Raw genomic sequence first — 19,765 nt, forward strand, 5'->3', positions numbered from 1 at the left:
TTTATTTTTACAATTTTTTGTGTTTAGGCATATAAAAATTAACCCGCCATTTGAACGGCGGGTTAAAATATTTACAACTTAGCAATCAACCATTAACGCTTGATATCGCTTTTAAAGTCGCGTTTTTCATATCCTGTATACAGCTGACGCGGACGGGCAATCTTCATACCGTAACTGTGCATTTCGCTCCAGTGGGCGATCCAGCCAACGGTACGTGCCATTGCGAAAATGACGGTGAACATGGAAGACGGAATACCCATCGCTTTCAGGATGATACCAGAGTAGAAATCGACGTTCGGGTACAGTTTCTTCTCGATAAAGTACGGGTCGTTCAGCGCGATGTTTTCCAGCTCCATAGCCACTTCCAGCAGGTCATCTTTGGTGCCCAGCTCTTTCAGAACTTCATGGCAGGTTTCACGCATTACGGTGGCGCGCGGGTCGTAATTTTTGTACACGCGGTGACCGAAGCCCATCAGGCGGAAAGAATCATTTTTATCTTTCGCACGACGAACAAATTCCGGAATGTGTTTAACGGAGCTAATTTCTTCCAGCATTTTCAGCGCCGCTTCGTTAGCACCACCGTGCGCAGGTCCCCACAGTGAAGCAATACCTGCTGCGATACAGGCAAACGGGTTCGCACCCGAAGAGCCAGCGGTACGCACGGTGGAGGTAGAGGCGTTCTGTTCATGGTCAGCGTGCAGGATCAGAATACGGTCCATAGCACGTTCCAGAATCGGATTAACTTCATACGGTTCGCACGGCGTGGAGAACATCATATTCAGGAAGTTACCGGCATAGGAGAGATCGTTGCGCGGATAAACAAATGGCTGACCAATGGAATACTTGTAACACATCGCGGCCATGGTCGGCATTTTCGACAGCAGGCGGAACGCGGCAATTTCACGATGACGAGGATTGTTAACATCCAGCGAGTCGTGATAGAACGCCGCCAGCGCGCCGGTAATACCACACATGACTGCCATTGGATGTGAGTCGCGACGGAAAGCGTGGAACAGACGGGTAATCTGCTCGTGGATCATGGTATGACGGGTCACCGTAGTTTTAAATTCGTCATACTGTTCCTGAGTCGGTTTTTCACCATTCAGCAGGATGTAACAAACTTCCAGGTAGTTAGAATCGGTCGCCAGCTGATCGATCGGGAAACCGCGGTGCAGCAAAATACCTTCATCACCATCAATAAAAGTAATTTTAGATTCGCAGGATGCGGTTGAAGTGAAGCCTGGGTCAAAGGTGAACACACCTTTTGAACCGAGAGTACGGATATCAATAACATCTTGACCCAGCGTGCCTTTCAGCACATCCAGTTCAACAGCTGTGTCCCCGTTGAGGGTGAGTTTTGCTTTTGTATCAGCCATTTAAGGTCTCCTTAGCGCCTTATTGCGTAAGACTGCCGGAACTTAAATTTGCCTTCGCACATCAACCTGGCTTTACCCGTTTGTTATTTGGCTCGCCGCTCTGTGAAAGAGGGGAAAACCTGGGTACAGAGCTCTGGGCGCTTGCAGGTAAAGAATCCATTGATGACGAATAAATGGCGAATCAAGTACTTAGCAATCCGAATTATTAAACTTGTCTACCACTAATAACTGTCCCGAATGAATTGGTCAATACTTCCACACTGTTACATAAGTTAATCTTAGGTGAAATACCGACTTCATAACTTTTACGCATTATATGCTTTTCCTAGTAATGTTTGTAACAACTTTGTTGAATGATTGTCAAATTAGATGATTAAAAATTAAATAAATGTTGTTATCGTGACCTGGATCACTGTTCAGGATAAAACCCGACAAACTATATGTAGGTTAATTGTAATGATTTTGTGAACAGCCTATACTGCCGCCAGGTCTCCGGAACACCCTGCAATCCCGAGCCACCCAGCGTTGTAACGTGTCGTTTTCGCATCTGGAAGCAGTGTTTTGCATGATGCGCAGTTATGGAAAGGACGCTGTCTGACCCGCAAGCAGACCGGAGGAAGGAAATCCCGACGTCTCCAGGTAACAGAAAGTTAACCTCTGTGCCCGTAGTCCCCAGGGAATAATAAGAACAGCATGTGGGCGTTATTCATGATAAGAAATGTGAAAAAACAAAGACCTGTTAATCTGGACCTACAGACCATCCGGTTCCCCATCACGGCGATAGCGTCCATTCTCCATCGCGTTTCCGGTGTGATCACCTTTGTTGCAGTGGGCATCCTGCTGTGGCTTCTGGGTACCAGCCTCTCTTCCCCTGAAGGTTTCGAGCAAGCTTCCGCGATTATGGGCAGCTTCTTCGTCAAATTTATCATGTGGGGCATCCTTACCGCTCTGGCGTATCACGTCGTCGTAGGTATTCGCCACATGATGATGGATTTTGGCTATCTGGAAGAAACATTCGAAGCGGGTAAACGCTCCGCCAAAATCTCCTTTGTTATTACTGTCGTGCTTTCACTTCTCGCAGGAGTCCTCGTATGGTAAGCAACGCCTCCGCATTAGGACGCAATGGCGTACATGATTTCATCCTCGTTCGCGCTACCGCTATCGTCCTGACGCTCTACATCATTTATATGGTCGGTTTTTTCGCCACCAGTGGCGAACTGACATATGAAGTCTGGATCGGTTTCTTCGCCTCTGCGTTCACCAAAGTGTTCACCCTGCTGGCGCTGTTTTCTATCTTGATTCATGCTTGGATCGGCATGTGGCAGGTGTTGACCGACTACGTTAAACCGCTGGCCTTGCGCCTGATGCTGCAACTGGTGATTGTCGTTGCACTGGTGGTTTACGTGATTTATGGATTCGTTGTGGTGTGGGGTGTGTGATGAAATTGCCAGTCAGAGAATTTGATGCAGTTGTGATTGGTGCCGGTGGCGCAGGTATGCGCGCGGCGCTGCAAATTTCCCAGAGCGGCCAGACCTGTGCGCTGCTCTCTAAAGTCTTCCCGACCCGTTCCCATACCGTTTCTGCGCAAGGCGGCATTACCGTTGCGCTGGGTAATACCCATGAAGATAACTGGGAATGGCATATGTACGACACCGTAAAAGGGTCGGACTATATCGGTGACCAGGACGCGATTGAATATATGTGTAAAACCGGGCCGGAAGCGATTCTGGAACTCGAACACATGGGCCTGCCGTTCTCGCGTCTCGATGATGGTCGTATCTATCAACGTCCGTTTGGCGGTCAGTCGAAAAACTTCGGCGGCGAGCAGGCGGCACGCACTGCGGCGGCTGCTGACCGTACCGGTCACGCACTGTTGCACACGCTTTATCAGCAGAACCTGAAAAACCACACCACCATTTTCTCCGAGTGGTATGCGCTGGATCTGGTGAAAAACCAGGATGGCGCGGTGGTGGGTTGTACCGCACTGTGCATCGAAACCGGTGAAGTGGTTTATTTCAAAGCCCGCGCTACCGTGCTGGCGACTGGCGGGGCAGGGCGTATTTATCAGTCCACCACTAACGCCCACATTAACACTGGCGACGGTGTCGGCATGGCTATCCGCGCAGGCGTACCGGTGCAGGATATGGAAATGTGGCAATTCCACCCGACCGGCATTGCCGGTGCGGGCGTACTGGTCACCGAAGGTTGCCGTGGTGAAGGCGGTTATCTGCTGAACAAACATGGCGAACGCTTTATGGAGCGTTATGCGCCGAACGCCAAAGACCTGGCGGGCCGTGATGTGGTGGCGCGTTCCATCATGATTGAAATCCGTGAAGGTCGCGGCTGTGATGGTCCGTGGGGGCCACACGCGAAACTGAAACTCGATCACCTGGGTAAAGAAGTTCTCGAATCCCGTCTGCCGGGTATCCTGGAGCTTTCCCGTACCTTCGCTCACGTCGATCCGGTGAAAGAGCCGATTCCGGTTATCCCAACCTGTCACTACATGATGGGCGGTATTCCGACCAAAGTTACCGGTCAGGCGCTGACTGTGAATGAGAAAGGCGAAGATGTGGTTGTTCCGGGACTGTTTGCCGTTGGTGAAATCGCTTGTGTATCGGTACACGGCGCTAACCGTCTGGGCGGCAACTCGCTGCTGGACCTGGTGGTCTTTGGTCGCGCGGCAGGTCTGCATCTGCAAGAGTCTATCGCCGAGCAGGGCGCACTGCGCGATGCCAGCGAGTCTGATGTTGAAGCGTCTCTGGATCGCCTGAACCGGTGGAACAATAATCGTAACGGTGAAGATCCGGTGGCGATCCGTAAAGCGCTGCAAGAATGTATGCAGCATAACTTCTCGGTCTTCCGTGAAGGTGATGCGATGGCGAAAGGGCTTGAGCAGTTGAAAGTGATCCGCGAGCGTCTGAAAAATGCCCGTCTGGATGACACTTCCAGCGAGTTCAACACCCAGCGCGTTGAGTGCCTGGAACTGGATAACCTGATGGAAACGGCGTATGCAACGGCTGTTTCTGCCAACTTCCGTACCGAAAGCCGTGGCGCACATAGCCGCTTCGACTTCCCGGATCGTGATGATGAAAACTGGCTGTGCCACTCCCTGTATCTGCCTGAGTCGGAATCCATGACGCGCCGAAGCGTCAACATGGAACCGAAACTGCGCCCGGCATTCCCGCCGAAGATTCGTACTTACTAATGCGGAGACAGGAAAATGAGACTCGAGTTTTCAATTTATCGCTATAACCCGGATGTTGATGATGCTCCGCGTATGCAGGATTACACCCTGGAAGCGGAAGAAGGTCGCGACATGATGCTGCTGGATGCGCTTATCCAGCTGAAAGAGAAAGATCCCAGCCTGTCGTTCCGCCGCTCCTGCCGTGAAGGTGTGTGCGGTTCCGACGGTCTGAACATGAACGGCAAGAATGGTCTGGCCTGTATTACCCCGATTTCGGCACTCAACCAGCCGGGCAAGAAGATTGTGATTCGCCCGCTGCCAGGTTTACCGGTGATCCGCGATTTGGTGGTAGACATGGGACAATTCTATGCGCAATATGAGAAAATTAAGCCTTACCTGTTGAATAATGGACAAAATCCGCCAGCTCGCGAGCATTTACAGATGCCAGAGCAGCGCGAAAAACTCGACGGGCTGTATGAATGTATTCTCTGCGCATGTTGTTCAACCTCTTGTCCGTCTTTCTGGTGGAATCCCGATAAGTTTATCGGCCCGGCAGGCTTGTTAGCGGCATATCGTTTCCTGATCGATAGCCGTGATACCGAGACTGACAGCCGCCTCGACGGTTTGAGCGATGCATTCAGCGTATTCCGCTGTCACAGCATCATGAACTGCGTCAGTGTATGTCCGAAGGGGCTGAACCCGACGCGCGCCATCGGCCATATCAAGTCGATGTTGTTGCAACGTAATGCGTAAACTGTAGGCCTGATAAGACGCGCAAGCGTTGCATCAGGCAACCAGTGCCGGATGCGGCGTGAACGCCTTATCCGGCCTACAAGTCATTACCCGCAGGCCTGATAAGCGCAGCGCATCAGGCGTAACAAAGAAATGCAGGAAATCTTTAAAAACTGCCCCTGACACTAAGACAGTTTTTAAAGGTTCCTTCGCGAGCCACTACGTAGACAAGAGCTCGTAAGTGAACCCCGGCACGCACATCACTGTGCGTGGTAGTATCCACGGCGAAGTAAGCATAAAAAAGATGCTTAAGGGATCACGATGCAGAACAGCGCTTTGAAAGCCTGGTTGGACTCTTCTTACCTCTCTGGCGCAAACCAGAGCTGGATAGAACAGCTCTATGAAGACTTCTTAACCGATCCTGACTCGGTTGACGCTAACTGGCGTTCGACGTTCCAGCAGTTACCTGGTACGGGAGTCAAACCGGATCAATTCCACTCTCAAACGCGTGAATATTTCCGCCGCCTGGCGAAAGACGCTTCACGTTACTCTTCAACGATCTCCGACCCTGACACCAATGTGAAGCAGGTTAAAGTCCTGCAGCTCATTAACGCATACCGCTTCCGTGGTCACCAGCATGCGAATCTAGATCCGCTGGGACTGTGGCAGCAAGATAAAGTGGCCGATCTGGATCCGTCTTTCCACGATCTGACCGAAGCAGACTTCCAGGAAACCTTCAACGTCGGTTCATTTGCCAGCGGCAAAGAAACCATGAAACTCGGCGAGCTTATTTCCGCCCTCAAGCAAACCTACTGCGGCCCGATTGGTGCCGAGTATATGCACATCACCAGCACCGAAGAAAAACGCTGGATCCAACAGCGTATCGAGTCTGGTCGCGCGACTTTCAATAGCGAAGAGAAAAAACGCTTCTTAAGCGAACTGACCGCCGCTGAAGGCCTTGAGCGTTACCTCGGCGCAAAATTCCCTGGCGCAAAACGCTTCTCGCTGGAAGGCGGTGACGCGTTAATCCCGATGCTTAAAGAGATGATCCGCCACGCTGGCAACAGCGGCACCCGCGAAGTGGTTCTCGGGATGGCGCACCGTGGTCGTCTGAACGTGCTGGTGAACGTGCTGGGTAAAAAACCGCAAGACTTGTTCGACGAGTTCGCCGGTAAACATAAAGAACACCTCGGCACAGGCGACGTGAAATACCACATGGGCTTCTCGTCTGACTTCCAGACCGATGGCGGCCTGGTGCACCTGGCGCTGGCGTTTAACCCGTCTCACCTTGAGATTGTAAGCCCGGTCGTTATCGGCTCTGTTCGTGCCCGTCTGGACAGACTTGATGAGCCGAGCAGCAACAAAGTGCTGCCAATCACCATCCACGGTGACGCCGCAGTGACCGGGCAGGGCGTGGTTCAGGAAACTCTGAACATGTCGAAAGCGCGTGGTTATGAAGTTGGCGGTACGGTACGTATCGTTATCAACAACCAGGTTGGTTTCACCACCTCTAACCCGCTGGATGCCCGTTCTACACCGTACTGTACTGATATCGGTAAGATGGTTCAGGCACCGATTTTCCACGTTAACGCGGATGATCCGGAAGCCGTTGCCTTTGTGACCCGTCTGGCGCTCGATTTCCGTAACACCTTTAAACGTGATGTCTTCATCGACTTGGTATGCTACCGCCGTCACGGCCACAACGAAGCCGACGAGCCGAGCGCAACCCAGCCACTGATGTATCAGAAAATCAAAAAACATCCGACACCGCGCAAAATCTACGCTGACAAGCTGGAGCAGGAAAAAGTGGCGACGCTGGAAGATGCCACCGAGATGGTTAACCTGTACCGCGATGCGCTGGATGCTGGCGATTGCGTAGTGGCAGAGTGGCGTCCGATGAACATGCACTCTTTCACCTGGTCGCCGTACCTCAACCACGAATGGGACGAAGAGTACCCGAACAAAGTTGAGATGAAGCGCCTGCAGGAACTGGCTAAACGTATCAGTACGGTACCAGAAGCAGTTGAAATGCAGTCTCGCGTTGCCAAGATTTATGGCGATCGCCAGGCGATGGCAGCCGGTGAGAAACTGTTCGACTGGGGCGGTGCGGAAAACCTCGCTTACGCCACGCTGGTTGATGAAGGCATTCCGGTTCGCCTGTCGGGTGAAGACTCCGGTCGCGGTACCTTCTTCCACCGCCACGCGGTGATCCACAACCAGTCTAACGGTTCCACTTACACGCCGCTGCAACACATCCATAACGGTCAGGGCGCGTTCCGTGTCTGGGACTCCGTACTGTCAGAAGAAGCCGTGCTGGCGTTTGAATATGGTTATGCCACCGCAGAACCACGCACCCTGACCATCTGGGAAGCGCAGTTCGGTGACTTCGCCAACGGTGCGCAGGTGGTTATCGACCAGTTCATCTCCTCTGGCGAGCAGAAATGGGGCCGGATGTGTGGTCTGGTGATGTTGCTGCCGCACGGTTACGAAGGGCAGGGGCCGGAGCACTCCTCCGCGCGTCTGGAACGTTATCTGCAACTTTGTGCTGAGCAAAACATGCAGGTTTGCGTACCGTCTACCCCGGCACAGGTTTACCACATGCTGCGTCGTCAGGCGCTGCGCGGGATGCGTCGTCCGCTGGTCGTGATGTCGCCGAAATCCCTGCTGCGTCATCCGCTGGCGGTTTCCAGCCTCGAAGAACTGGCGAACGGCACCTTCCTGCCAGCCATTGGTGAAATCGACGAGCTTGATCCGAAGGGCGTGAAGCGCGTAGTGATGTGTTCTGGTAAGGTTTATTACGACCTGCTGGAACAGCGTCGTAAGAACAATCAACACGATGTCGCCATTGTGCGTATCGAGCAACTCTACCCGTTCCCACATAAAGCGATGCAGGAAGTGTTGCAGCAGTTTGCTCACGTCAAGGATTTTGTCTGGTGCCAGGAAGAGCCGCTCAACCAGGGCGCATGGTACTGCAGCCAGCATCATTTCCGTGAAGTGATTCCGTTTGGGGCTTCTCTGCGTTATGCAGGCCGCCCGGCCTCCGCCTCTCCGGCGGTAGGGTATATGTCCGTTCACCAGAAACAGCAACAAGATCTGGTTAATGACGCGCTGAACGTCGAATAAATAAAGGATACACAATGAGTAGCGTAGATATTCTGGTCCCTGACCTGCCTGAATCCGTAGCCGATGCCACCGTCGCAACCTGGCATAAAAAACCCGGCGACGCAGTCGTACGTGATGAAGTGCTGGTAGAAATCGAAACTGACAAAGTGGTACTGGAAGTACCGGCATCAGCAGACGGCATTCTGGATGCGGTTCTGGAAGATGAAGGTACAACGGTAACGTCTCGTCAGATCCTTGGTCGCCTGCGTGAAGACAACAGCGCCGGTAAAGAAACCAGCGCCAAATCTGAAGAGAAAGCGTCCACTCCGGCGCAACGTCAGCAGGCGTCTCTGGAAGAGCAAAACAACGATGCGTTAAGCCCGGCGATCCGTCGCCTGCTGGCTGAACACAATCTCGACGCCAGCGCCATTAAAGGCACCGGTGTGGGTGGTCGTCTGACTCGTGAAGATGTGGAAAAACATCTGGCGAAAGCCCCGGCGAAAGAGTCTGCTCCGGCAGCGGCTGCTCCGGCGGCGCAACCGGCTCTGGCTGCACGTAGTGAAAAACGTGTCCCGATGACTCGCCTGCGTAAGCGTGTGGCAGAGCGTCTGCTGGAAGCGAAAAACTCCACCGCCATGCTGACCACGTTCAACGAAGTCAACATGAAGCCGATTATGGATCTGCGTAAGCAGTACGGTGAAGCGTTTGAAAAACGCCACGGCATCCGTCTGGGCTTTATGTCCTTTTACGTGAAAGCGTTGGTTGAAGCCCTGAAACGTTACCCGGAAGTGAACGCGTCTATCGACGGCGATGACGTGGTTTACCACAACTATTTCGACGTCAGCATGGCGGTTTCTACGCCGCGCGGCCTGGTGACGCCGGTTCTGCGTGATGTCGATACCCTCGGCATGGCAGACATCGAGAAGAAAATCAAAGAGCTGGCAGTCAAAGGCCGTGATGGCAAGCTGACGGTTGAAGATCTGACCGGTGGTAACTTCACCATCACCAACGGTGGTGTGTTCGGTTCCCTGATGTCTACGCCGATCATCAACCCGCCGCAGAGCGCAATTCTGGGTATGCACGCTATCAAAGATCGTCCGATGGCGGTGAATGGTCAGGTTGAGATCCTGCCGATGATGTACCTGGCGCTGTCCTACGATCACCGTCTGATCGATGGTCGCGAATCCGTGGGCTTCCTGGTAACGATCAAAGAGTTGCTGGAAGAGCCGACGCGTCTGCTGCTGGACGTGTAGTAGTTTAAGCTTCACCTGCACTGTAGACCGACGTGGATAGGGTGTCGGTCTACGGTTTAAAAGATAACGATTACTGAAGGATGGACAGAACACATGAACTTACATGAATATCAGGCAAAACAACTGTTTGCCCGCTATGGCTTACCAGCACCGGTGGGTTATGCCTGTACTACTCCGCGCGAAGCAGAAGAAGCCGCTTCAAAAATCGGTGCCGGTCCGTGGGTGGTGAAATGTCAGGTTCACGCTGGTGGCCGCGGTAAAGCGGGCGGTGTGAAAGTTGTAAACAGCAAAGAAGACATCCGTGCTTTTGCAGAAAACTGGCTGGGCAAGCGTCTGGTAACGTATCAAACAGATGCCAATGGCCAACCGGTTAACCAGATTCTGGTTGAAGCGGCGACCGATATCGCTAAAGAGCTGTATCTCGGTGCCGTTGTAGACCGTAGTTCCCGTCGCGTGGTCTTTATGGCCTCCACCGAAGGCGGCGTGGAAATCGAAAAAGTGGCGGAAGAAACTCCGCACCTGATCCATAAAGTTGCGCTTGATCCGCTGACTGGCCCGATGCCGTATCAGGGACGCGAGCTGGCGTTCAAACTGGGTCTGGAAGGTAAACTGGTTCAGCAGTTCACCAAAATCTTCATGGGCCTGGCGACCATTTTCCTGGAGCGCGACCTGGCGCTGATCGAAATCAACCCGCTGGTCATCACCAAACAGGGCGATCTGATTTGCCTCGACGGCAAACTGGGCGCTGATGGCAACGCCCTGTTCCGCCAGCCTGATCTGCGCGAAATGCGTGACCAGTCGCAGGAAGATCCGCGTGAAGCACAGGCTGCACAGTGGGAACTGAACTACGTTGCGCTGGACGGTAACATCGGTTGTATGGTTAACGGCGCAGGTCTGGCGATGGGTACGATGGACATAGTTAAACTGCACGGCGGCGAACCGGCTAACTTCCTGGACGTTGGCGGCGGCGCAACCAAAGAACGTGTAACCGAAGCGTTCAAAATCATCCTCTCTGACGACAAAGTGAAAGCCGTTCTGGTTAACATCTTCGGCGGTATCGTTCGTTGCGACCTGATCGCTGACGGTATCATCGGCGCGGTAGCGGAAGTGGGTGTTAACCTACCGGTCGTGGTACGTCTGGAAGGTAACAACGCCGAACTCGGCGCGAAGAAACTGGCTGACAGCGGCCTGAATATTATTGCAGCAAAAGGTCTGACGGATGCAGCTCAGCAGGTTGTTGCCGCAGTGGAGGGGAAATAATGTCCATTTTAATTGATAAAAACACCAAGGTTATCTGCCAGGGCTTTACCGGTAGCCAGGGGACTTTCCACTCAGAACAGGCCATTGCATACGGCACTAAAATGGTTGGTGGCGTAACTCCAGGTAAAGGCGGCACTACCCACCTCGGCCTGCCAGTGTTCAACACCGTGCGTGAAGCTGTTGCTGCTACTGGCGCTTCCGCGTCTGTTATTTACGTACCAGCACCGTTCTGCAAAGACTCCATTCTGGAAGCTATCGATGCAGGCATCAAACTGATTATCACCATCACTGAAGGCATCCCGACGCTGGATATGCTGACCGTGAAAGTGAAACTGGACGAAGCAGGCGTTCGTATGATCGGCCCGAACTGCCCAGGCGTTATCACCCCGGGTGAATGCAAAATCGGTATCCAGCCGGGTCACATTCACAAACCGGGTAAAGTGGGTATCGTTTCCCGTTCCGGTACACTGACCTATGAAGCGGTTAAACAGACCACGGATTACGGTTTCGGTCAGTCGACCTGTGTCGGTATCGGCGGTGACCCGATCCCTGGCTCTAACTTTATCGACATTCTCGAAATGTTCGAAAAAGATCCGCAGACCGAAGCGATCGTGATGATCGGTGAGATCGGCGGTAGCGCTGAAGAAGAAGCGGCAGCGTACATCAAAGAGCATGTTACCAAGCCAGTTGTGGGTTACATCGCTGGTGTGACTGCGCCGAAAGGCAAACGTATGGGCCACGCGGGTGCGATCATTGCCGGTGGGAAAGGGACTGCGGATGAGAAATTCGCTGCTCTGGAAGCCGCAGGCGTGAAAACCGTTCGCAGCCTGGCGGATATCGGTGAAGCACTGAAAACTGTTCTGAAATAAATATCTGTAATAAGAAATAGCCCTCGCCGCGTCCCTCTACAGGAATGGCGAAGGGCTGTCGGTTTCGACATGGTTGGCCATCGTATGATGGCCTTTTTTGTGCTTATCGCGATGATTTTCGCTGCGCTATCAGGGTAAATTTATAGTCATCGGTATTAAAAGCGTTGCGGCTATATTCAAACACCCGACCATCAACTAAATATCCACGCGATACTTTTTCAAGAATCGGCTTTGTCTGGCTGATATTAAGCAGACGGCTCATCTCTTCGGTTGGCATCAGAGGAATGATTTCCTGTTCGCTACGATCGATAACCATCTTCTTCACTTCTTCAATAAAGTGATATTTCGAATTTTCCATGACCTGCCAGGTGAGATCCGGGAACAACGCAAGCGGCATCCAGGTTTCTTCCAGCGCCATTGGCTTTTGCTTGCGATAGCGCACGCGCTTCACATGCCACACACGATCCTGCACGGTGATTTGTAGCTGTTGCTGAAGAAAATCGTCAGCCGGAATCACTTCAAATATCAGAACTTCACTGTGTGTATCGACGTGACGGTCCGACAGTTTTTCATCAAAACTGGTTAACTGAAAAATATCGTAATTGACCCGCTCTTCTTTGACGTAAGTCCCGCTGCCCTGAATGCTTTCGAGGATCTGTTGCTCGACTAACTGGCGCAAAGCCTGACGCACCGTAACCCGGCTGACGCCAAACTCTGTTTGTAATGCCGATTCGGTAGGTAACGCATCGCCAGGTTTAAGCTCGCCACGCGCAATTTGCTCACGAATGCGATCAGCAATCTGTCGGTATAAGGGTTTGTGTCCCATTATTTAGCATCTCATTAATATGAATTTAGCCATTATGCCCGACAAATTCATCCTGTAAATAGCACAAATACAATGCAAATAATTTCAATCAAGTGAAATTGATTACGCAATGGTGTTGTTTTATCGGGCACACTGGCGCGACTATAAAAACGATCAAGTGAGGATCATGATGAACCTGACGACTCTGACCCACCGCGATGCGTTGTGTCTGAATGCGCGCTTTACCAGCCGTGAAGAGGCCATTCACGCGTTGACTCAACGTCTTGCTGCTCTGGGGAAAATTTCCAGTACTGAGCAATTTCTGAAAGAAGTGTATCGCCGTGAAAGCCTTGGCCCGACCGCCTTAGGTGAAGGGTTGGCTGTGCCGCATGGCAAAACTGCTGCGGTAAAAGAAGCGGCGTTTGCGGTCGCCACACTCAGCGAGCCGCTTCAGTGGGAAGGCGTGGATGGCCCGGAAGCGGTTGATTTAGTGGTGTTGCTGGCGATTCCCCCCAATGAAGCGGGTACTACGCACATGCAACTGCTGACAGCGCTGACCACGCGCCTGGCGGATGATGAGATTCGGGCGCGTATACAGTCGGCGACGACGCCTGATGAATTGCTCTCGGCGCTGGATGACAAGGGAGGCACGCAACCTTCTGCCTCTTTTTCCAACGCGCCAACTATCGTTTGCGTAACGGCCTGCCCGGCGGGTATTGCTCACACCTACATGGCTGCGGAGTATCTGGAAAAAGCCGGACGCAAACTCGGCGTGAATGTCTACGTTGAAAAGCAAGGTGCTAACGGTATTGAAGGGCGTTTAACGGCGGATCAACTCAATAGTGCAACTGCCTGTATTTTTGCGGCTGAAGTCGCCATCAAGGAGAGTGAGCGTTTTAACGGCATTCCTGCGCTTTCTGTGCCTGTTGCCGAGCCGATTCGCCATGCAGAAGCGTTGATCCAACAATCGCTTACCCTCGAGCGTGGCGATGAGACGCGTACCGTACAGCAAGATACGCAACCGGTGAAAAGCGTCAAAACGGAGCTGAAACAGGCACTGTTGAGCGGGATCTCTTTTGCCGTACCGTTGATTGTCGCGGGGGGGACGGTGCTGGCGGTCGCGGTATTACTGTCGCAAATCTTCGGGCTACAAGATCTGTTTAATGAAGAAAACTCCTGGCTGTGGATGTACCGCAAACTGGGCGGCGGGCTGCTCGGAATTTTGATGGTACCGGTGCTGGCAGCCTATACCGCCTATTCGCTGGCAGATAAACCGGCGTTAGCGCCAGGCTTTGCGGCTGGACTTGCCGCCAACATGATCGGCTCCGGGTTTCTCGGCGCGGTCGTTGGCGGATTGATAGCCGGTTACTTGATACGCTGGATGAAAAATCACTTGCGTCTTAGCAGTAAATTCAATGGCTTCCTGACTTTTTATCTCTACCCGGTGCTCGGTACATTGGGAGCGGGCAGTCTGATGCTGTTTGTGGTGGGGGAACCTGTCGCCTGGATCAATAACTCGCTTACCGCCTGGCTGAACGGTCTGTCAGGAAGTAACGCGCTGTTGCTGGGTGCCATTCTCGGTTTTATGTGTACCTTTGACCTTGGAGGGCCAGTGAATAAAGCCGCTTATGCATTCTGCCTGGGCGCAATGGCGAACGGCGTTTACGGCCCGTATGCCATTTTCGCCTCCGTCAAAATGGTTTCGGCATTTACCGTAACCGCTTCCACGATGCTCGCACCGCGCCTGTTTAAAGAGTTTGAAATTGAGACCGGGAAATCCACCTGGCTGTTAGGGCTGGCAGGTATTACCGAAGGGGCGATCCCGATGGCGATTGAAGATCCGCTGCGGGTTATTGGTTCGTTTGTGCTGGGCTCTATGGTAACGGGCGCTATTGTCGGTGCGATGAATATCGGCCTTTCGACACCCGGTGCTGGCATTTTCTCGCTCTTTTTACTTCATGATAATGGCGCGGGCGGTGTTATGGCGGCAATTGGCTGGTTTGGTGCGGCATTGGTGGGGGCTGCAATCTCGACTGCAATTCTCCTGATCTGGCGGCGTCACGCGGTTAAGCATGGCAACTATCTGACTGATGGCGTAATGCCATAAACAAAAAGGAAACGACGATGAAAGCGGTATCTCGCGTTCACATCACCCCGCATATGCACTGGGATCGGGAGTGGTATTTCACCACCGAAGAGTCACGCATTCTGCTGGTCAATAATATGGAAAAGATCCTGTGCCGACTGGAACAGGACAACGAATACAAATATTACGTACTCGACGGGCAAACGGCGATCCTCGAAGATTATTTCGCGGTGAAACCGGAAAACAAAGACCGCGTGAAGAAACTGGTAGAAGCCGGCAAGTTGATTATCGGCCCCTAGTATACCCAGACCGATACCACGATTGTTTCTGCGGAATCCATCGTCCGTAATCTGATGTACGGAATGCGTGACTGCCTCGCGTTTGGCGAGCCGATGAAAATAGGTTATTTACCCGATTCCTTTGGCATGTCCGGGCAACTGCCGCATATCTACAATGGATTTGGCATTACCTGCACCATGTTCTGGCGTGGATGTTCTGAGCGCCACGGTACGGATAAAACCGAGTTTTTGTGGCAAAGCAGTGACGGTAGCGAAGTGACGGCGCAGGTGATGCCGTTGGGTTATGCCATCGGTAAGTACTTACCTGCGGACGAAAACGGATTACGCAAACGCCTCGACAGTTATTTTGACGTGCTGGAAAAAGCGTCTGTAACCAAAGAGATTTTGCTGCCGAATGGGCATGATCAGATGCCATTGCAGCAAAATATCTTCGAAGTGATGGAGAAACTGCGCGAAATTTATCCTCAACGAAAGTTTGTGATGAGCCGCTTTGAAGAGGTATTTGAGAAGATCGAAGCGCAGCGAGATAATCTGGCAACCCTGAAAGGGGAATTTATTGATGGCAAATATATGCGCGTGCATCGCACCATCGGTTCCACGCGCATGGATATCAAAGTTGCCCACGCACGTATTGAAAATAAGATTGTTAATCTGCTGGAACCGCTGGCAACGCTGGCCTAGACGTTGGGTTTTGAATACCACCACGGCTTGCTGGAGAAAATGTGGAAAGAGATCTTAAAAAATCATGCCCACGACAGCATCGGCTGCTGCTGTAGTGACAAAGTTCATCGCGAAATCGTCGCCCGCTTCGAACTGGCTGAAGACATGGCGGATAATCTGCTGCGTTTCTATATGCGTAAAATCGCCGACAACATGCCGCAGAGCGACGCCGACAAACTCGTCCTGTTTAACCTGATGCCCTGGCCGCGGGAAGAAGTGATCAACACCACTGTGCGGCTGCGCGCCAGCCAGTTTAATCTACGAGACGATCGCGGTCAGCCTGTACCGTATTTTATTCGCCATGCCCGTGAGATCGATCCAGGCCTAATCGATCGGCAAATAGTTCATTACGGTAATTACGATCCCTTTATGGAGTTTGATATACAGATCAACCAGATTGTCCCTTCTATGGGCTATCGCACGCTTTATATCGAAGCGAATCAGCCTGGCAACGTGATTGCGGCAAAAAGTGACGCTGAAGGGATACTGGAAAATGCTTTCTGGCAAATTGCGCTCAATGAGGATGGAACGCTACAACTGGTAGATAAAGATAGCGGTGTGCGCTATGACCGGGTGTTGCAAATTGAAGAAAGCTCTGATGATGGTGATGAATATGACTATTCACCCGCAAAAGAAGAGTGGGTAATTACTTCGGCGAATGCGAAACCGCAATGCGAGATTATTCATGAGGCCTGGCAGAGCAGGGCTGTTATCCGCTATGAAATGGCGGTGCCGCGTAATCTGCAACAACGCAGCGCAAGACAATCCACTGGCAGAGTAGGTGTCGAGTTGGTTGTCACTCTTAGTCATAACAACAGGCGCATTGATGTGGATATCAACCTTGATAACCAGGCTGACGATCATCGCCTTCGCGTCCTGATCCCTACATCTTTTAACACCGATAGTGTTCTGGCAGATACCCAGTTTGGTTCGCTAACGCGCCCCGTGAACGACAGTGCAATGAACAACTGGCAGCAAGAAGGCTGGAAAGAAGCGCCGGTTCCGGTATGGAATATGCTCAACTATGCAGCCTTACAGGAAGGGCGTAACGGCATGGCTGTCTTTAGCGAAGGGCTACGTGAATTTGAAGTCATCGGTGAAGAGAAGAAAACCTTTGCCATTACGTTGCTGCGCGGCGTGGGCTTACTGGGGAAAGAAGATCTGCTTTTAAGGCCTAGGCGGCCTTCGGGAATTAAAATGCCAGTCCCGGACTCACAACTACGTGGTCTGCTTTCTTGTCGCCTAAGTTTATTGAGTTATACCGGTACGCCAACCGCCGCTGGTGTAGCTCAGCAGGCGCGAGCATGGCTGACTCCAGTACAGTGTTACAACAAAATCCCATGGGATGCGATGAAGCTCAACAAAGCCGGATTCAACGTGCCGGAAAGTTATAGTTTGTTGAAAATGCCCCCAGTGGGATGCCTGATAAGCGCACTTAAGAAAGCTGAAGACCGACAAGAAGTGATTTTACGGCTGTTTAATCCGGCTGAATCAGCAACCTGTGATGCGACTGTTGCTTTCAGTCGCGAGGTGATTTCTTGCTCAGAAACGATGATGGATGAACACATTACCACCGAGGAAAATCAAGGTTCAAATCTATCGGGGCCTTTTTTACCCGGCCAGTCACGGACGTTCAGTTACCGGCTTGCCTGAATAGCAATCAAACCGAAGCCACATATGCGCGGCCAGATTGTTGACAAAGGGCGCTTTGTTCATGCCGGATACGGCATGAACGCTTTATTCGGTCTACAAAAGCAGGCAAATTCAATATATTGCAGAGATGATGTAGACACTGGCAAGCGTAGCGCATCAGGTAATTTTGCGTTTATCTTCACTCTCAAGCCACGTATATGTGGCTTTATTTTTAACAAAATAATAACCCCGGGTGAGTTAATTATAATATAATTATAAGTTAATTAAATGTTAATATCGGCGGGGGGGAGATTTATGCCTTTATTAATAATCCTGAAACTCTGCGTCGTATTAGCCAGTGACCAAAAAAAGAATTAAAGTCAACCGTGCTGTTTTTGCTTCGTCTCTTTTTATCTTTAATTGCCAACCGAAACTAATTTCAGCCTTATAATTCACACATTTTAAACATAAATGTCACTAAAGTTACCTTGTTGAAACATGATTAACATAATTTGTAGAAATTGATATTTATCAATGTATAAGTCTTGGAAATGGGCATCAAAAAGAGATAAATTGTTCTCGATCAAATTGGCTGAAAGGCGGCAATTTAGCTATAAATTGATCACCGTCGAAAAATGCAAATTTGCTTCAACAAAAACCTGTTTATTGTAAGGATTTTGCGGCGTAATATATACGTGGGATCAATTTGAGTTTTTATTAACATGTTTGCAACCTTTCTTTACGCCGTTTTTGTGTGCATTCACATGGTATGATGAAAGTGTTCAAACAAATTTCTATTGGGGCATGCGTGTGACCCTTTCTAACGGGGTTCACTCTCGGAGTCTTCATGCGATGAGCAAGGAGTCATGATGTTAGATATAGTCGAACTGTCGCGCTTACAGTTTGCCTTGACCGCGATGTACCACTTCCTTTTTGTGCCACTGACGCTCGGTATGGCGTTCCTCCTGGCCATTATGGAAACGGTCTACGTCCTCTCCGGCAAACAGATTTATAAAGATATGACCAAGTTCTGGGGCAAGTTGTTTGGTATCAACTTCGCTCTGGGTGTGGCTACCGGTCTGACCATGGAGTTCCAGTTCGGGACTAACTGGTCTTACTATTCCCACTATGTAGGGGATATCTTCGGTGCGCCGCTGGCAATCGAAGGTCTGATGGCCTTCTTCCTCGAATCCACCTTTGTAGGTCTGTTCTTCTTCGGTTGGGATCGTCTGGGTAAAGTTCAGCATATGTGTGTCACCTGGCTGGTGGCGCTCGGTTCAAACCTGTCCGCACTGTGGATTCTGGTTGCGAACGGCTGGATGCAAAACCCAATCGCGTCCGATTTCAACTTTGAAACTATGCGTATGGAGATGGTGAGCTTCTCCGAGCTGGTGCTTAACCCGGTTGCTCAGGTGAAATTCGTTCACACTGTAGCGTCTGGTTATGTGACTGGCGCGATGTTCATCCTCGGTATCAGCGCATGGTATATGCTGAAAGGTCGTGACTTCGCCTTCGCTAAACGCTCCTTTGCTATCGCTGCCAGCTTCGGTATGGCTGCTGTTCTGTCTGTTATTGTTCTGGGTGATGAATCCGGCTACGAAATGGGCGACGTGCAGAAAACCAAACTGGCTGCTATTGAAGCCGAGTGGGAAACGCAACCTGCGCCTGCTGCCTTTACTTTGTTCGGCATTCCTGATCAGGAAGAGGAGACGAACAAATTTGCGATTCAGATCCCTTACGCACTGGGCATCATTGCAACGCGTTCCGTGGATACCCCGGTTATCGGCCTGAAAGAGCTGATGGTGCAGCATGAAGAACGCATTCGTAACGGGATGAAGGCGTACTCTCTGCTCGAACAACTGCGTTCTGGTTCTACCGACCAGGCGGTTCGTGACCAGTTCAATAGCATGAAGAAAGACCTCGGTTACGGTCTGCTGCTGAAACGCTATACGCCAAACGTGGCTGATGCGACCGAAGCGCAGATTCAACAGGCAACCAAAGACTCCATCCCGCGTGTAGCGCCGCTGTACTTTGCGTTCCGTATCATGGTGGCGTGTGGCTTCCTGCTGCTGGCAATCATCGCGCTCTCTTTCTGGAGTGTCATCCGCAACCGCATTGGCGAGAAAAAATGGCTTCTGCGCGCCGCGCTGTACGGTATTCCGCTGCCGTGGATTGCTGTAGAAGCGGGCTGGTTCGTGGCTGAATATGGCCGCCAACCGTGGGCTATCGGTGAAGTGCTGCCGACAGCTGTGGCGAATTCGTCACTGACCGCAGGCGATCTCATATTCTCAATGGTGCTGATTTGCGGCCTGTATACCCTGTTCCTGGTGGCAGAATTGTTCTTAATGTTCAAGTTTGCACGCCTCGGCCCAAGCAGCCTGAAAACCGGTCGCTATCACTTTGAGCAGTCTTCCACGACTACTCAGCCGGCACGCTAAGACAGGAGT

General features: G+C 51.6%; 13 protein-coding genes and 1 pseudogene. 11 read left to right on the forward strand and 3 right to left on the reverse strand.

Annotation, left to right across the window (positions count from 1 at the left end; genetic code table 11):
- Positions 1–92 precede the first annotated feature (92 nt).
- Positions 93–1,376 (reverse strand): citrate synthase, encoded by a 1,284-nt coding sequence (gene gltA / locus ACUU1M_RS04890; protein WP_000785836.1) that lies wholly within the window; start codon positions 1,374–1,376, stop codon positions 93–95.
- 205 nt (positions 1,377–1,581) lie between these two features.
- Positions 1,582–1,689 (reverse strand): hypothetical protein, encoded by a 108-nt coding sequence (locus ACUU1M_RS04895; RefSeq protein WP_001305582.1) that lies wholly within the window; start codon positions 1,687–1,689, stop codon positions 1,582–1,584.
- Between the two features lie 380 nt (positions 1,690–2,069).
- On the opposite strand from ACUU1M_RS04895, the gene sdhC reads away from it, so the two are divergent.
- The 8 genes from sdhC (at position 2,070) to sucD (ending at position 11,776) form a co-directional block, all read left to right on the forward strand.
- Positions 2,070–2,474: a succinate dehydrogenase cytochrome b556 subunit gene (gene sdhC / locus ACUU1M_RS04900; RefSeq protein ID WP_000263347.1), complete on the forward strand. Its 405-nt coding sequence runs from the start codon at positions 2,070–2,072 to the stop codon at positions 2,472–2,474.
- Positions 2,468–2,815, forward strand: coding sequence for a succinate dehydrogenase membrane anchor subunit (gene sdhD, locus ACUU1M_RS04905; protein WP_000254365.1), 348 nt, complete (start codon positions 2,468–2,470; stop codon positions 2,813–2,815). The genes sdhC and sdhD overlap by 7 nt, the downstream gene beginning before the upstream one ends.
- Positions 2,815–4,581 carry a succinate dehydrogenase flavoprotein subunit gene (gene sdhA, locus ACUU1M_RS04910; protein ID WP_000775540.1) on the forward strand — a complete coding sequence of 589 codons (1,767 nt, stop codon included), beginning with the start codon at positions 2,815–2,817 and terminating at the stop codon, positions 4,579–4,581. Before sdhD ends, sdhA begins: the two co-directional genes overlap by 1 nt.
- Positions 4,582–4,596: 15 nt before the next feature.
- Positions 4,597–5,313, forward strand: coding sequence for a succinate dehydrogenase iron-sulfur subunit SdhB (sdhB, locus tag ACUU1M_RS04915; RefSeq protein WP_001235263.1), 717 nt, complete (start codon positions 4,597–4,599; stop codon positions 5,311–5,313).
- 300 nt (positions 5,314–5,613) lie between these two features.
- Positions 5,614–8,415: a 2-oxoglutarate dehydrogenase E1 component gene (gene sucA, locus ACUU1M_RS04920; RefSeq protein ID WP_001181462.1), complete on the forward strand. Its 2,802-nt coding sequence runs from the start codon at positions 5,614–5,616 to the stop codon at positions 8,413–8,415.
- 14 nt (positions 8,416–8,429) lie between these two features.
- The gene (gene odhB / locus ACUU1M_RS04925) at positions 8,430–9,647 is read left to right on the forward strand and encodes a 2-oxoglutarate dehydrogenase complex dihydrolipoyllysine-residue succinyltransferase (RefSeq protein WP_152028930.1); all 1,218 of its coding nucleotides are present in this window, start codon (positions 8,430–8,432) and stop codon (positions 9,645–9,647) included.
- A gap of 93 nt (positions 9,648–9,740) precedes the next feature.
- Positions 9,741–10,907 (forward strand): ADP-forming succinate--CoA ligase subunit beta, encoded by a 1,167-nt coding sequence (gene sucC, locus ACUU1M_RS04930; RefSeq protein WP_001048600.1) that lies wholly within the window; start codon positions 9,741–9,743, stop codon positions 10,905–10,907.
- On the forward strand, positions 10,907–11,776 hold the full coding sequence (sucD, locus tag ACUU1M_RS04935; protein ID WP_000025451.1) for a succinate--CoA ligase subunit alpha: 870 nt from the start codon (positions 10,907–10,909) through the stop codon (positions 11,774–11,776). Before sucC ends, sucD begins: the two co-directional genes overlap by 1 nt.
- A 103-nt stretch (positions 11,777–11,879) precedes the next feature.
- On the opposite strand, the gene mngR is transcribed toward sucD, so the two are convergent.
- The gene (mngR, locus tag ACUU1M_RS04940; RefSeq protein WP_000509906.1) at positions 11,880–12,602 is read right to left on the reverse strand and encodes a mannosyl-D-glycerate transport/metabolism system transcriptional repressor MngR; all 723 of its coding nucleotides are present in this window, start codon (positions 12,600–12,602) and stop codon (positions 11,880–11,882) included.
- Between the two features lie 169 nt (positions 12,603–12,771).
- On the opposite strand from mngR, the gene mngA reads away from it, so the two are divergent.
- From mngA to cydA, 3 genes and pseudogenes are all read left to right on the forward strand, one after another.
- Complete coding sequence (gene mngA / locus ACUU1M_RS04945; RefSeq protein WP_005073381.1) at positions 12,772–14,688, forward strand: PTS 2-O-a-mannosyl-D-glycerate transporter subunit IIABC; 1,917 nt, start codon at positions 12,772–12,774, stop codon at positions 14,686–14,688.
- 17 nt (positions 14,689–14,705) lie between these two features.
- A pseudogene (mngB, locus tag ACUU1M_RS04950) lies at positions 14,706–17,339 on the forward strand (mannosylglycerate hydrolase).
- 848 nt (positions 17,340–18,187) lie between these two features.
- A complete protein-coding gene (gene cydA / locus ACUU1M_RS04955; protein WP_000884361.1) occupies positions 18,188–19,756 on the forward strand; it encodes a cytochrome ubiquinol oxidase subunit I in 1,569 nt (522 codons plus the stop codon).
- Positions 19,757–19,765 lie beyond the last annotated feature (9 nt).

This window comes from Shigella sp. SIG6 (assembly GCF_053555815.1).